The 15,682-nt window shown below is 28.0% G+C and carries 14 protein-coding genes; 13 read left to right on the top strand and 1 reads right to left on the bottom strand.

What is annotated here, in order from left to right; genetic code table 11:
• Positions 1–6 precede the first annotated feature (6 nt).
• From wzy to WG945_RS06655, 13 genes are all read left to right on the top strand, one after another.
• Positions 7–1,461, top strand: a complete 1,455-nt coding sequence (wzy, locus tag WG945_RS06715) for an O-antigen polysaccharide polymerase Wzy (RefSeq protein ID WP_082864177.1) — start codon at positions 7–9, stop codon at positions 1,459–1,461.
• A gap of 459 nt (positions 1,462–1,920) precedes the next feature.
• On the top strand, positions 1,921–2,400 hold the full coding sequence (locus WG945_RS06710) for an acyltransferase (RefSeq protein ID WP_231874583.1): 480 nt from the start codon (positions 1,921–1,923) through the stop codon (positions 2,398–2,400).
• A 151-nt stretch (positions 2,401–2,551) separates the two neighbouring features.
• Positions 2,552–3,646: a glycosyltransferase gene (locus WG945_RS06705; protein WP_068448627.1), complete on the top strand. Its 1,095-nt coding sequence runs from the start codon at positions 2,552–2,554 to the stop codon at positions 3,644–3,646.
• An 8-nt stretch (positions 3,647–3,654) separates the two neighbouring features.
• Positions 3,655–4,209: a serine acetyltransferase gene (locus tag WG945_RS06700; protein ID WP_068448626.1), complete on the top strand. Its 555-nt coding sequence runs from the start codon at positions 3,655–3,657 to the stop codon at positions 4,207–4,209.
• 53 nt (positions 4,210–4,262) lie between these two features.
• The gene (locus WG945_RS06695; protein WP_068448625.1) at positions 4,263–5,432 is read left to right on the top strand and encodes a glycosyltransferase; all 1,170 of its coding nucleotides are present in this window, start codon (positions 4,263–4,265) and stop codon (positions 5,430–5,432) included.
• Positions 5,432–5,989: a WcaF family extracellular polysaccharide biosynthesis acetyltransferase gene (locus WG945_RS06690; RefSeq protein WP_068448624.1), complete on the top strand. Its 558-nt coding sequence runs from the start codon at positions 5,432–5,434 to the stop codon at positions 5,987–5,989. The genes WG945_RS06695 and WG945_RS06690 overlap by 1 nt, the downstream gene beginning before the upstream one ends.
• 4 nt (positions 5,990–5,993) lie before the next feature.
• The gene (locus WG945_RS06685) at positions 5,994–6,740 is read left to right on the top strand and encodes a glycosyltransferase family 2 protein (protein ID WP_068448623.1); all 747 of its coding nucleotides are present in this window, start codon (positions 5,994–5,996) and stop codon (positions 6,738–6,740) included.
• Positions 6,741–6,743: 3 nt separating this feature from the next.
• Positions 6,744–7,667, top strand: a complete 924-nt coding sequence (locus WG945_RS06680; protein WP_068448972.1) for an NAD-dependent epimerase/dehydratase family protein — start codon at positions 6,744–6,746, stop codon at positions 7,665–7,667.
• Between the two features lie 4 nt (positions 7,668–7,671).
• The gene (locus WG945_RS06675; RefSeq protein ID WP_068448622.1) at positions 7,672–8,643 is read left to right on the top strand and encodes an MraY family glycosyltransferase; all 972 of its coding nucleotides are present in this window, start codon (positions 7,672–7,674) and stop codon (positions 8,641–8,643) included.
• Positions 8,636–9,742: a DegT/DnrJ/EryC1/StrS family aminotransferase gene (locus WG945_RS06670; protein WP_068448621.1), complete on the top strand. Its 1,107-nt coding sequence runs from the start codon at positions 8,636–8,638 to the stop codon at positions 9,740–9,742. The genes WG945_RS06675 and WG945_RS06670 overlap by 8 nt, the downstream gene beginning before the upstream one ends.
• 31 nt (positions 9,743–9,773) lie before the next feature.
• The gene (locus tag WG945_RS06665; RefSeq protein WP_068448620.1) at positions 9,774–11,687 is read left to right on the top strand and encodes a polysaccharide biosynthesis protein; all 1,914 of its coding nucleotides are present in this window, start codon (positions 9,774–9,776) and stop codon (positions 11,685–11,687) included.
• Positions 11,688–11,714: 27 nt separating this feature from the next.
• Positions 11,715–12,482, top strand: a complete 768-nt coding sequence (locus WG945_RS06660; RefSeq protein ID WP_082864176.1) for a polysaccharide biosynthesis/export family protein — start codon at positions 11,715–11,717, stop codon at positions 12,480–12,482.
• A 4-nt stretch (positions 12,483–12,486) separates the two neighbouring features.
• Positions 12,487–14,880: a GumC family protein gene (locus tag WG945_RS06655; protein WP_068448619.1), complete on the top strand. Its 2,394-nt coding sequence runs from the start codon at positions 12,487–12,489 to the stop codon at positions 14,878–14,880.
• A gap of 30 nt (positions 14,881–14,910) precedes the next feature.
• On the opposite strand, the gene WG945_RS06650 is transcribed toward WG945_RS06655, so the two are convergent.
• Entirely contained in the window at positions 14,911–15,648 is a 738-nt protein-coding gene (locus WG945_RS06650) for a tyrosine-protein phosphatase (RefSeq protein ID WP_068448618.1), read from the bottom strand.
• Between the last annotated feature and the right edge of the window lie 34 nt (positions 15,649–15,682).

The following is a 15,682-nucleotide window of genomic DNA, read 5'->3' as shown; positions in this document are numbered from 1 at the left end:
AGAGTTATGTTGAGAATCATTATTTTAGTAATACTTCTTTTTGGGGCTATCGTTCTATATTTTATCTATCCTGATGGTATGGACAAGGAATTGTTTATTATAAATTTTGGTGTACTATTTATTATTTTAGGAATATTTATTCTTAGAAAAGAAAAGGTTGATTCGTTAAAAAAGCAATATTTAAAACATTCAAACTTATTTGTATTAGGTTTTGTAATTGTTCACTTTCAGTTTTATATGGATTATTTATTATCTAACACAACAAAAAATAATACATATGTTTGGTATGATATTAATGTAATTAATAAGGCTTTTATCTTGTCTCTGGTTGGTCTGATTGCTTTTTTTTTAGGGTATTTTATTTTTTTTTTTAAAAAACATAAAATACCAAAAAATAAAATATATAAAAAATCTAGTACCTTATTATTAACATATTTAGCATTAATTTTTTTAGTTGTATTTTATGCTACTGTTAATCCTTTGTATTTAGCAGGGTTTTACGCTTCTGCTGTTTTAGATCCTATTACAATTTACGCAGAATTTGGATTTCAAATATGTCTTTTTGCTGTATTAATACAAAATACTAGAAATATTTTAGGTTACAGTGGCAATATTTTAGAAAAAAAATACTCTTTTTTAAATTTCGTAAAAGCACAAGGCTTACTTTTTAATAGTACAGTTATTATTTATTTGATTGGAGTTTTAGCTAGTGGTGATCGAGGACCTATCATGAGTGTTTTTTTGTGCTATGTATCAAACTACATTTTTCTTACTAAAAAGAAATACAGTTTTAAAAGTATTACCTTTTTACTTATAACTGGTGCTTTTATTATTACTGTTTTAGGACAAGTAAGACTAATGGATAAGGAACTTTCTTTTAGCGAACGTTTCTTTATAGCATTAAGTGGCGATTACGTAAATTTAAATAGAGAATCAGAAAATTCTATTTCTTCTTCTACCAAAGAATTAGCAACTTCTGTAAAGACGGTTCATATTGCTTTAGCCACTGTTCCTGATAAACATGATTTTTTTTATGGTCAGTTTCAGAGTCAATTGGTGTTAGGAGCCATACCGTTTGGTACCAATTTAAAAAACTTAATCTTTGATGACAATTCCTATAAATATATTAACTCGGGTAAGTTTATTACATGGACTGTGTTTGGTGAGTTTTATACATATGAATTAGGGTCTTCTTGTATTGCAGATTTATATTTAGATTTGGGTATATTAGGTGTTGTTATGGGGATGTTTGTATTTGGGGTCTTTTTACGGAAATGCGAAAGAAGTATGTTGGAAAGGAATCATGTTTCATTATTTTTTCATGTTTTTATAATTGTGTATTTATGTTTTTCAATATACCTGTCTCGTTCTATGTTATTGTTTAATTTGAAGTTGTGTGTATATATATATATCGTATTATCATTGTTTAATAATTTTAATTTTAAGGAAGGTATAAAATAATAATATGATAAAAATGGATTTATACCGGTATGTTGTTGGAGTAACGAATAAGTGTTTTTTTTATTATTTATTAGCAAGTTCTGTGTTAAATTTATTTTTCTTACAGACTATGTGCTAAATAGAGTGGTAAATCTAGAATAGGTAGTATATTGATTTTGCAAGAGATGAAGTATACTTTTACTGCATATACAAATTTAGTTACTAATATGAAAATAGTGAATTGTGTACTAATAGTACCAAATGCTTCTGCTAATTTGGATGTGAATTAAGTGTATTTTGTAATAGTAAATATAGCTAAAATCAAAATTAAAAAGAATACATATATAAATAATAAATTATTTTGAAGCTTATTAATGGGGTACTTAGATTCTTTTAAGAAAAATTGATAATAATAATAATAATAATAATAATATGGTTTTTAGAGTATTTAAATATTTATACAGATTTTATAAAATTAAAGTGTTGCACCCTGTAGATTATGCTCGTACTTTAGGAGTGAAAATTGGAAAAGATTGTAGTATTGCAATTAATTACTTTGGGAGTGAACCTTATTTAATTGAGATTGGAAATCATGTTCAAATTACTGCGGATGTAAGGTTTTTTAATCATGGTGGAAGTTGGATGTTTCGTGAAGTAAATCCTGAATTCGACTACTTTGGGAAAATTAAAGTTGGAAATAATGTTTATATTGGAAATTGTGCATTAATAATGCCAGGTGTTACCATTGGGAATAATGTTATAATTGGAGCTGGAACAGTTGTTACTAAATCAGTACAGAATGATTGTATTTTAGCAGGCAATCCCGGTAAAGTAGTTGGAAATGTAAATGAACTTTACTCTAGGGTTGAAAAGTATAATTTAAACATTAAGTCAATGTCTAATCTTGAAAAACAAAAGTATTTACTTAAATTGACGGACGAAAAATTTATTACAAAATAGTGGTGTCATTTTTACTCCATTATTAAAATACAGTGGTTCAGAAAGAGTGATACGGAGGGGGCAAATAATTTGGCTCAAGACAAAGATTTTCATGTATGTTTAATTTTTTTAACAAAACAAATAAAGAAAATATTAAATAAGTTATTTAGTGATGAAAAATAAAAAAATTTTATGTTTAATTCCATCTTTGGGTACAGGTGGAGCAGAAAGACAAATGGTAATGCTAATAAAACTAATGAATGAGCACGCAATAAAACCTACCGTCTTAACATACTATTCAGAAGAAACAGATTATGATAAAAGTTTAATAGTTCATAGAATTTCTATTAATAAAAAAGGTAAAATAAAAAAGGTTATTAATATTATTAAAAGTATTTTAAGTGAAAAACCAGATGTTATATTGTCATTTGGAGATACTCCAAATATAATTTCAGTATTAGTTAAAATATTAAGAAACAAAACTAAGATAGTAGTATCAGAACGTAATACTTCTCAAAACTATAATTTATCTACAAAATTCAGGTTTAATTTATACCGATTAGCTTATAAAATAATTCCTAATTCTATTAGTCAAACTGATTTTATTAATAAGAATGCGCCTTTTCTGAATAATAAAATAAAAACAATTACTAATTATACAGATATTAATATCTTTAATTTTGAAAAAAAAGATCGAGAAAAGAAATTTAAAATTGGAATTTTTGCAAGATATCATTCTCAAAAAAATATACTATTATTCTTGGAAGTAGTATCTGAATTAAATAAAAAGGGTCATAATGTAGAGTTTCATTGGTTTGGAAATAAATTTTTCGATTTAAATAATCAAGCAACAAAACATTCTGCTTATTATTTAAAATGTGAAGAAAAAAGAAAGCAAATGAAATTAAGTAATGTTTTTTTTAATTCATTTGTTTTTAATGTTGTTGAAGAGTTTACTAAATTTGATGCTATATGTTTACCTTCAATATATGAAGGTTTTTCTAACACTTTGTCAGAAGCAATTGCATGCGGTAAACCTTTGTTAGTTAGTAATGTTTGTGATAATATTTATTTTGCAAAGGAAGGTGTTAATGGTTTTTTATTTTCTCCATCTAGTAAAAAAGAAATGTTGGAGGCCATTGAAAATATGTTGGAATTAAATAATGATGAGCTTAATAATTTTCAGCTTAATAGTCGGGAAATTGCGGAAAATTTATTCTCTAAAGAAAGATTTATAAATGAGTATTTAGATGTTTTATTAAAATAATTTAAAATATGATTTTAACAAATATATTAAAAGCTGATTTATATCGTTATTCTGGAGGAATAGATTTTATTTCATTTTTAAAGATGATGAGAACCCCAGGTTTTAGATTTACATTTATTTTTAGAAAGTTAAAAACTACAAGTTTTTTTAATCCATTTTGGATTGTTTTAAAATTTTTATATTCTAAATATTCATTTAAATATGGTTATCAAATTCCATTATCAGTAAAAATAGGTAGTGGATTAATGTTACCTCATTTTGAAGGTATTGTTATCAATTCAAAAACGGTAATTGGTAGCAATTGTAATATTCTTCAAGGAGTTACTTTAGGGAATACTAAAAGAGGGAAAAAGATGGGAGCTCCTACTATAGGTGATAAAGTTTATATAGGTTCAAATGCTGTTGTTGTTGGAGGTGTCTTTATTGGAGATAATGTTCTTATAGCGCCCAATTCATTCGTTAATATAAATATACCATCAAATAGTATTTTTGTTTCAGGAAAAATTATAAATAAAGATGATGCAACTGAAGGGTATTTATTAAATATTTTATCATCAAATTAATATATTTGTTACAACTTCATCTATTTGTATAAAATAGGTATTAAATTTTTTTTATGAAAATTAATGTTTTATTGTTGATGGGAACCAACTCAAGAAATGCAGGTGGTTTATTTAATAGTGTAAAAAGTCTTGCTAAAGAGTTGGATAAAGATAAACAAACAGACCTTTCTATTTTGTCTCATAATGATGCTTTTAGCTCGGAAGATATAAAGACATGGGCTGATTTAAAGATGTTAATTTACACTGTTAGAGGTCCATTAAGTTTTGGTTTTTCACTTGATTTATTTAATTTATTAAAAAAGAAGAACCCCCAAATAATTCATCAACAAGGTATTTGGATGTTTTCTTCTAAGATGGCTTTAAAGTTTTTAAAATTAAATAATTCAGTAAATATAATAACTCCAAGAGGAATGTTAGATTATTGGGCAATTAATAATTCATCATTTAAAAAGAAACTTGTAGGGTCTTGGTTTGAATATAAAAACTTAAAAAATGCTAGTTGTATTCAAGCTTTATGTAAATCTGAATATCTTGCAATTCGTGATTTTGGGCTAAAAGTTCCAATAGCAATTATTCCTAACGGAATTAATCTTCCAGAAGAGCAAGTTTTTAAAAGAATAATGAATAATGAAAAGAAAATTTTATTATTCATTGGAAGAATTCATCCTAAAAAAGGATTAGACAGTTTAATAGAAGCATTATATATTATAAATCAAACTCATTCAGAGTTGTTAAATAATTGGGAGGTAAGAATTGCAGGTTGGAATCAAGTAAAACATCAGGAGTATTTGACGGAAAAGTGTGTGAAATACAAATTAGAAAAAGTTGTCACTTTCATAGGTTCTGTGTATGGAGAAATTAAAGAACAAGAATTAATGAATGCTGATGCTTTTATTTTACCATCTTTTAGTGAAGGCTTACCAATGTCTATTCTTGAGGCTTGGTCTTATAAATTACCAGTAGTTATGACCAAGGAATGCAATATACCTGAAGGATTTGAGAATAATGCTGCTATTGAGATTAATCATAGTGCAAAAGATATATCTACGGTTTTAATTGACTTATTTTTAAAAGAAAATCTTGAATTATCAGAAATAGGAGTTAACGGGTATGAATTAGTCAAAAGTAGGTTTACTTGGGAAAAAATTGCAGAGGATACAAAAGAAATGTACTCTTGGGTGTTAGGAGAATCTGACAAACCAAATTTTATACATTTAGATTAATGAATACAAAATCAATAAATCTAAAGGATTATTCTAATAGTAGTTACAAGCCAGGAAATAAGCTAAAAATTTTTATTTGGTTTTTTGTAAATATTTTGTTCTTTAAAAGTAGTTTGCCTCTTCCTCATTTCCTTAAAAAATATATTCTTATTATTTTTGGTGCTAAAATTGGACGTGGGGTTTTTTTTAAAAATAATATAAATATTAAATATCCTTGGCTACTTGAGATAGGTAATGATGTTTGGATTGGTGAAAATGTTTGGATAGATAATTTAGCTAAAGTCAAAATAGAAGATAATGTTTGTATCTCTCAAGGAGCTATGCTACTTTGTGGAAATCATGATTATAAAAAATCTAGTTTTGATTTAATATTAGGAGAAATTATTTTAGAAGAAGGTTCTTGGGTTGGTGCAAAATCTGTAGTTTGTCCAGGTGTTACTCTACATTCTCATGCAATTTTAGCTGTAGGTTCTATTGCTACTAAAGATTTGGATTCTTATTCGATTTATCAAGGTAATCCAGCAGTTAAGATTAGAAAACGAAATATAGTAGAATAAATTTATGAAAATCTCCATAATTACAGTCTGTTACAACAGTGCTAAAACAATTGAAAAGACTTTTAAATCTGTAGAAAACCAAACGTATAATAATATAGAATATATTGTTGTAGATGGAGGTTCTAAAGACACTACTCTAGAGATTGTAGAAAAATATGAAAAAATAGTATCTAAATCTGTTTCTGAACCAGATAAAGGTTTATATGATGCCATGAACAAAGGAATTAAAATGGCTACTGGAGATTTGGTAGGTATTTTAAATTCTGATGATATTTTTACAGATGACCATGTTCTAGAAAATATAGCTAATTTTCATTTACAAAATAATGTTGATGCTTCTGTAGGAAATATTATTCAGTTTAATGAAGAAGGAAAAACGGTCCGTAAATATTCTGCAAAAAACTGGAATCCAGAAAAATTGAAAATAGGTTTTATGCCTGCACATCCTGCAATTTTTTTCAAAAGAGAATTATTTGATAAATTTGGAGATTATCATTTAGATTTTAAAATTGGTGCAGATTATGAATTAATAACTCGTTTTTTCTTGCAGCATAATATTTCTTGGAAATTTTCTGATATTACAACTACTTCTATGTTAATTGGTGGAGTTAGTAGCTCTGGCTTTAGTAGTTATCAATTAATTTCTAAAGAAATTAAGAAGGCATTGTCTAGAAATAATATAAAATTTAGTTATTTAAAAGTACAATTAAGAGGTTTTTGGAAAATAATAGGATTTTTAAAGAAAAAGTAATTGATGCATAGTAATTTACATATCATTACAGGAAACAAAGGTTTTGTAGGTCTTAACTTAGTAAAGTATCTTAATAACCAAGATAAAGAAATAAAAGGCATTTCTAGAAAACCATCAAAGACTGAGCTTAGTTATAAAACGTTAAACTTAGAAGAACTAAATAAAGCTAAAAGTTGTATCCATCTAGCTGGTAAAGCACACGATTTAAAAAAGACTTCGGAAGATTCAGCGTACTTTGAGGTAAATACTGATCTGACAAAAAAACTTTTCGATCAGTTTTTACAAAGCGATTGTGAAGTGTTTATATACATGAGTTCTGTAAAAGCTGCGGCAGATGAGGTAGTTGGTGTTTTAACAGAAGAAGTTACTGCCAATCCTGTAACTGTATATGGGAAATCTAAGTTAGCTGCAGAAAATTATATCTTATCTAAACAAATTCCAGAAAACAAAAGGGTTTATATTTTAAGACCTTGTATGATTCATGGACCTAATAATAAAGGGAATTTAAATTTATTATATAGTTTTGTTTCTAAAGGAATTCCGTATCCTTTTGGGAAATATGAAAATCAAAGATCTTTTGTTTCTGTAGAGAATTTATGCTTTGTTATTAATGAATTGATAGATAATACAGCAGTACCATCTGGTATTTATAATGTTGCCGATGATGCTTCTTTATCTACAACAGAATTGGTTAAAACAATTGGTAATGGAATAGGAAAACCTGCAAAAGTTTTAAATATTCCAAAGTTTTTTGTCAATATTCTAGCTAAAATAGGAGATGTATTGCCATTACCTGTAAATTCTGAAAGATTACAAAAACTGACCGAAAACTATGAAGTTTCTAATTCAAAGATAAAAAAAGCACTTCAAAAAGAATTACCTTTATCAGTAAAAGAAGGAATCAAAAAAACAATCGCATCATTTTAAGTTTATGGAGAAGAATTTAATCGTTTTATGTATATTAATTGCAGCCTCTTTTGTGTATTTAAAGTTGGCGCATAAATTTAATATTGTAGACAAACCCAATGAAAGGAGTTCGCACACAAAAGTAACAATAAGAGGAGGAGGAATTATTTTTCCGATAGCAATTTTATTGTTCTTCTTTTTGAATGATTTTCAATATCCATTTTTTGTTTTAGGGCTGTTTTTAATTTCATTTGTTAGTTTTTTAGATGATATATACACTTTAAGTTCAAGGGTTCGTTTTCCTTTTCAAATCATAGCAATTTTTTTAATTCTATATCAAGCAGCATTTCCAATTTTTCCATTGTATTATTCAATTCTTTGTTTAATTTTAGGTGTTGCAGTAATCAATATGTTCAATTTTATGGACGGTATTAATGGTATTACAGGTATTTATAGTTTGGTGGTATTATCTGGTATGTATTTTATCAATTTAAATGAACATTTTGTAAATACAGATTTAATTGTTTTTACAGCGTTGTCTTTAGTTGTTTTTGGTTTTTATAACTTTAGAAAAAAAGCATTATTTTTTGCTGGAGATATAGGTAGTATTGCTTTAGGAATGTTGTTTTTCTTTATCGGTTTTCTGTTCATGGACACGTTAAATTCGCCAATGTTTTTACTATTGATTTTGATATATGCTGCAGATACTGCCCTTACAATGTTATATAGAATTGTATATACCAATGAAAGTATTTTAGATCCTCATAGACATCATATGTATCAAAAACTAGTTGATGTGTATAAAATATCACATTTAAAAGTTTCTATTGGGTATGGTTTACTTCAATTAATGGTGAATTTCATTATCTTGAAAACATATAAATTAGAGCTATCAATTCAATTAATGGTGTTTTTTAGTTTGATTCTACTTTTTATCACACTTTATATTGTTCTTTTTAGATTGCTTGTTAAAAAAGTAAAAGTTAACAATGCATGATAAAATTCCTTTATCGGAGTCTCGTATAAATATTGATTTGAATACTTCTTTCTCTTCAATAGATACTGGTATGGTAGAGAAATTTGAAAAGTCTTTAGAAGAATACTATGGGCATCAGAAAAGTATTTTAGCATTAAATTCTGGAACTTCTGCCATTCACTTGGCATTAATTTTATGTGGGGTAGAAGAGGGAGACGAAGTACTTTGTCAATCACTCACTTATGTAGCAACGATCAACCCAATTATTTACCAAAAAGGAAGTCCTGTTTTTATTGATAGTGAAAAAGATACATGGAACATGTGTCCCATTCAATTGGAACTCGCCATACAAGATAGAATTTTAAAAGGAAAAAAGCCAAAAGCAATAATTTTGGTGCATTTGTATGGAATGCCTGCCAAAATTGATGAAATAGTTTGTATTGCACGTAAATACAATATCATGTTGATTGAAGACGCTGCTGAAGCTTTGGGAGCAGAATACAAAGGAAAAAAATGTGGTTCATTTGGAGACTTTGCAATACTTTCTTTTAATAACAATAAGATTGTAACTACATTAGGAGGAGGTGCATTGATCTGTAATACAAAGGCTGAAAAGGAAAAAGCCTTTTTCTATGCAACACAAGCCAAAGAAAAAGAAAGTCATTACGAGCATAAAGAAATAGGTTATAATTATAGAATGAACGCTGCTGGAGCACTTATAGGACTTTCTCAACTTAAAAAATTAAAAGAATATTTACAAAAGAGACGTGCTATTAATGATTTTTATAAAGATTACTTTAAGGAGTTTTCGGGAGTTTGTTTTTTAAAGGAAACGTCATTAAATGTGACCTCCAACCATTGGTTAAGTTGTTTTTACTTTGATAACAGAGTTGTTGATGCTGACAAGTACGAATTGATGGAATTCTTTAAAAAAAATAGGATTGAAGTTCGTTTCTTATGGAAGCCTATGCATTTACAACCTGTTTTTAATGATTTTCCGTATTATGGAGACAAAATAGCAGAGTCTTTGTTTCTAAATGGGCTATGTTTACCATCTGGGTCTAATCTAATAAAGAATGATTTAAAGAGAATTTCAGAATCCATTAAGAAATTTTTGTAGATTTGTAAAAAAAAAACTTGAAAACTAAAAAATGATAAGAAACTTTTTTCTAAGAACATTAAATAAATATGCGTCTAAATGGCTCGTTTTATTGATAGATATATCATTGGTATTTATCTCTTTTTTTATTGCTTATTTTATCCGGTTTAATGTAAGTTTTAATTTTAACTTTTCTAATTTATTAAATCAAATACCTTTTGTTTTAGGTTTTTCTCTTATCAGTTTTTTAACTGTAGGTTCTTACAAAGGGATTATAAGACATACGGGGGTTCGAGATGCTTTTAATGTTTTTATTGCAAGTTCATTGGTGTGTTTGTTATTGCTGTTAGCAGTAACCTTTAATGTTTTTTTTAAAGTCATCGATTCTTTTTACATTCCTAAGTCAATCATTATTATCCATTATCTTGTAACCACGTTAGTACTTATTTTAAGTAGGTTCATTTTTAAAGCCTTTTATGAAGTTCTATCAACAGAGATAGAAACTATTCATAATGTTTTAATCTATGGAGCAGGAGACTCAGGTATTATTGCCTTAAATGCTTTAAATAGGGATAAAAAATACAATTATGATGTTGTAGGTTTTATAGACGACAATAAAAATAAAATAGGTAAGAAAATTGATCGAGTATTGATCTTTAATTCTAATGTAATAAATAAAAAATTTATAGAAAAACATTCCGTTGATCAGGTTATTATTTCGATTCAGAATATCAAACCAAATCGATTATTAGCCATTACAGATAAGTTTATAAATTTAGATATTGATGTAAAAATAGTACCTCCTTTATCTAAATGGATTGATGGAGACTTAAATGCAAATCAAATTAGACAGATTAATATTGAAGACTTATTGGATAGAGCTCCTATTATTATAGACAACCCAGTCGTACAAAGAGAGGTGAATAATAAAGTAGTGTTGGTTTCTGGTGCAGCAGGTTCTATTGGTAGTGAGATCTCTAGGCAGTTAAGCTTATATAATTGTAAAATGATTATTTTAATAGACCAGGCAGAATCACCTTTGTATGATTTACAGCAAGAGTTAATTCAGAAAGGTGTTACTAATTTTGTGGCTATTGTATCTGATGTAAGAGACCGATTTAAAGTAGAGCGTATCTTTAAAAAATACAAGCCTCAAAGAGTTTTTCATGCGGCAGCTTATAAACATGTGCCTTTAATGGAAAAATCTCCTTACGAGGCGATTAAAGTAAATGTGTTAGGTACTAAAAATTTAGCAGATTTGTCTAATGAATATGGCATAGAAAGATTTGTGATGGTATCTACGGACAAAGCGGTGAATCCAACCAATGTAATGGGAGCTTCTAAACGTATTGCCGAATTATATATTAGTTGCGTAAGTAAAACTTCTAAAAAAACGAAGTTTACCATTACTAGATTTGGAAATGTTTTAGGATCTAATGGTTCTGTAATTCCTTTATTTAAAAGACAAATCGAAAATGGAGGTCCTTTAACCGTAACTCATAAGAAAATTACGAGGTATTTTATGACCATTCCAGAAGCGTGTAGCTTAGTTTTAGAAGCAGGTACGATGGGGAAAGGAGGAGAGATCTATATTTTTGATATGGGGAAATCAGTGAAGATTTTTGAAATTGCAAAAAGGATGATTTACTTATCTGGATTAAGATACCCAGAAGATATTGATATAAAAGTAACGGGCTTAAGACCTGGTGAAAAATTATATGAAGAGTTATTAGCAGATGGAGAGAATACCACAAAAACCTACCATGATAAAATAATGATTGCGAAGACGCAAAAGATTGATAATTCTATAGTTAAAATTAAAATTGATGATTTATCTCTTAATTTTGATAAACTAAACAATAGTGAGCTTGTAGCATTAATGAAGACATTAGTGCCTGAATATGTTTCTAATAACTCTGAATTTGAGATATTAGATGTTAAACTTAAAGAAGTTAAAATAAAATAGTATTTTCGCAAAAAAAAGCACACATAAATGATTAGAGTTAAAATAACGATCCTTTTTTTAATATTGATAACAACGTCTTGTGTTTCAAACAAAGACATTGCATATTTTCAATTTGATGAAATTGAACAATCTAAGGTAAGTAATCAGTTTGAAACTATTTTTAAGCCAGATGATTTGTTGCAGATAACAGTGTCTTCAGATGATATTGAAGCAACGAAACCTTTTAATTTACCTGCTGTAACATATGCTACAACAACAAATTCAGTAGTAGGGACGCCTCAACAACAATCTTATTTAATTGATAGTAAGGGAGAAATAGATTTTCCTGTGTTAGGGAAATTAAAGTTAGGAGGATTGTCTCGGGAGGATGCACTACAATTATTAAAAGAAAAATTATCTCCAGACTATGTTGCCGACCCAACTATAAATATTAGAATAGCCAATTTTAAAATAACAGTATATGGTGATGTGAAAAACCCAGGGACTTTTACCATTCCTAATGAGAGAGTAAGCATCTTAGATGCTATAGGTTTGGCTGGAGATTTAAATATTTCTGGGAAAAGAGACAATGTGTTGGTGGTTAGAGAAGAAAATAATAAGAAAGTAAAATATAGAGTCAATTTATTGTCTAATAAAACTTTGACTTCTCCCGTATTTTATCTGCAACAAAATGACGTGGTGTATGTAGAACACAATAAAGCAAGAATCCAATCTGCTTCCTCAAATTCGAACACGACTTTATTCATATCCGTTACAAGTTTGATTATTACTTTAGTATCTATTTTAACAAGATAAAAAAATGCAAGAACATAAAGAAAATACTGTTTTTAATGGTAATGAAAATTCTGATACTTTGAATATTAGAGAAGAATTAGAGAAATATTTGTTTCATTGGAAATGGTTTGTATTAGGTAGTGTTATTTCACTTATTATTGCTTTTTTGTATTTAAGATATTCTACAGCTCAGTATAGTGCATCCACTTCTATATTGATAAAGGACAATCAAAAGTCAGGCATTTCAAAAGAACTAGAAGCCTTTAAAGATATGGGAATTGTTGGTGGAGGTTCTGCGAACAATACGGATAACGAAATTCAGATTTTAAAATCGCGTAAAATTATTGGAACGGTAGTAGATACATTAAATTTAACTACTCTTTATTTTCAAGAAGGTAGAGTGAAAAGAACAGAGGTTTACCACAAAAGTCCTATTAGAGTAATATATGACACCGATAACGAATCTTTAATAGAACAAAGAAAAGACACCTCTTTTACTGTTAATATTATTTCAGAAAATAAATTTGAATTAAAAGATGCAGAAGATAACTTTGTTTCCGATCATCAGTTTAATGAAATTATAAATTCAGGTATCAATGGTTTTAAAGTTATAAAAACAGAAAATTTTAATTTTAAAGAAGAGCATAAAATTTATGTAACCATTTTAAAAAGAAGTAAAGTAATTGATGCCTATAAGATGGATGTCAATGTGAGTGCAGTAGATAAGAATTCTAGTGTTTTAAACTTGTCTCTTAAGCAGCCAATAAAACAAAAAGCAGAAGATTTTTTAAATGAACTAGTTGAGCAATACAACTATGATGCGATTAAGGATAAAAGTGAAGTTTCTCAAAAAACTAAAATCTTTATTGATGAGCGTTTGTATGCCATTGGTAAAGATTTAAATGATATTCAAGATCGAGTAAAGAATTATAAAATTGATAATAATATTACTGGTCTCTCCACTGAGGGAGAGTTAGCGTTAGAAACTGCTTCTTTGAATAATGAAAAATTAATTAATATAAAAACACAATTGAATATTGCTGAAGGTGTTTTAAATAATATAAAAAAGCAATCGAATAAAGATGAAACATTACCTCAAAACTTAGGATTTTCTGAAGGTTCTATTGCTGAATCTATAAAAGCGTATAATGAGTTGGTAGTTTATAAGAATCGGTTAAGTGTAAATGCTGGGGATAAAAACCCACAAATAATACAATATCAAAAAGAAATTAATTCTTTAAAAATAAATTTAAGGAATAGTATTTCAAATTTAATCACTTCACTAGAAACACAATACGATCAAATTAGCAGAGAAGCAAACAAAATAAACTCTAAAGTATCTGCAATACCTGTTTTAGAAAGAGGGTATATAAACATTGGTAGAGAGCAAGAAATTATTTCTGGTTTGTATTCATACCTGTTAAAGAAAAAGGAAGAAACTGCTATTTCATTAGCGGTAACGGTGCCAAATGCAAAAATTATTGATGTTGCCTATAGTGATGGAATACCAGTTTCTCCCAAAAGAAAAATCATATTTTTAGGAGCTTTACTTTTAGGGGTATTAATTCCTTTTATGATTATTTATGTTAAAGATCTTTTAGATACTAAAGTTCATACTCGTAAAGATGTGGAAGAATTAACTACTGTGCCTTTTATGGGAGATGTACCACATTCTGAAACTAATGAGAAAATTGTTATTGGAAATGATGCAAGAACAAGTACGGCAGAGGCTTTTAGGTTGATTAGAACCAATTTAGATTTTATGTTACCTAATAGAGATAGCAATGTAGGACAAACAATATTTATTACTTCGACTACAAGTGGTGAAGGAAAATCATTTATATCTATTAACCTTGCTGCAGCGCTTTCGCTATCGAATAAAAAAGTATTATTAGTAGGATTGGATCTTAGGGCTCCTAAAGTTACCGAATACTTAGGGATTCCAGAACGAAAAGGGGTTACCAATTTTATTACTAATGATAGTTTATCCTTAAAAGATATTAAATTTTCAATACCTGAAATTAAAGGATTAGACATTATTGCATCGGGTGTGATTCCGCCAAACCCTGCAGAGCTTTTATTGAGTTCTAAGGTAAAAGAATTGTTTGAAGAGGTTAAGAAAGATTATGATTTTATTATTGTAGATACTGCTCCTGTAAATTTAGTTACAGATACACTTTTAGTTTCTAAGTATGCAGATATGTTCTTGTATGTTTCTAGAGCTAATTATTTAGACAAACGCATGTTAAATGTAGCTCAAACATTGTACAATGAGAAGAAATTACCAAATATGGCTATTGTTTTAAATGATACAGACATGACAAGAGGTTATGGCTATGGCTATGGCTATGGCTATGGCTATGGAAATTCTTATGTGGAAACAGTTAAGAAACCTTGGTATAAAAGAATATTAAGTTAATAAAAAAGCATCCAATTTGGATGCTTTTTTTTATTTAAATTTTTTATTGTTACTTAAGAGATGCTTAATTTTTTCTAAATTCTTTTTAGTTCCAATCTTTTTTAAAAGTTCTAAATGGTTTTTATGATGCGCATCGGTTCCAGCAAAATCATATAAATTTTCTTTTAAAATCTTTTCAGACATTTTTTGTACTCCTTTTCCATATTGCTCGGTAAGGGATAATAAATTTAACTGAAATAAACAACCTGCTTTTTTTAATTTATAATAATGGTTAAAGTCATTATGAAAAAAATTATAGCGCTCTGGGTGTGCTAAAACGGGCTTGTATCCTTTAACTTGTATTTCAAATAGAATTTCATAAAGATTAATGGGAGCACTGAAATAAGACATCTCTACTAAAACATAATTGTCTTTTAATGTAAGAATGTCATTCTTTTCTAATAATTCAGAAAACTGCTCATCCATCATGTATTCTGCAGCGGCGTGTATAGAAACATCTGTAATATTTCTTCTTTGTAACTCTTCTTGTACTTCCTTAAGTTTGTTTTTTATTGTATCCGAAGAGTTCTGATAAAGATCTCCCAGCACGTGAGGCGTTGTAATGATATTTTTAATACCATAAGAACGCATCTTAGTGATTAATGCAATAGAAGTGTCTAAATTTTTTGCACCATCATCTATTCCTGGTAGTAAATGAGAATGAATATCTATAAAACCTTTTGGGAAAAAATCGATTAAAGGGATTCCTTTCTTTTTAAAAAAGATCATGTCATTAAATTTATTACAAATTTACAATAATTTA

Source organism: Polaribacter atrinae (assembly GCF_038023995.1).
Classification (GTDB): Bacteria; Bacteroidota; Bacteroidia; order Flavobacteriales; family Flavobacteriaceae; genus Polaribacter; species Polaribacter atrinae.
This window is presented reverse-complemented; position numbering and strand designations above follow the sequence as displayed.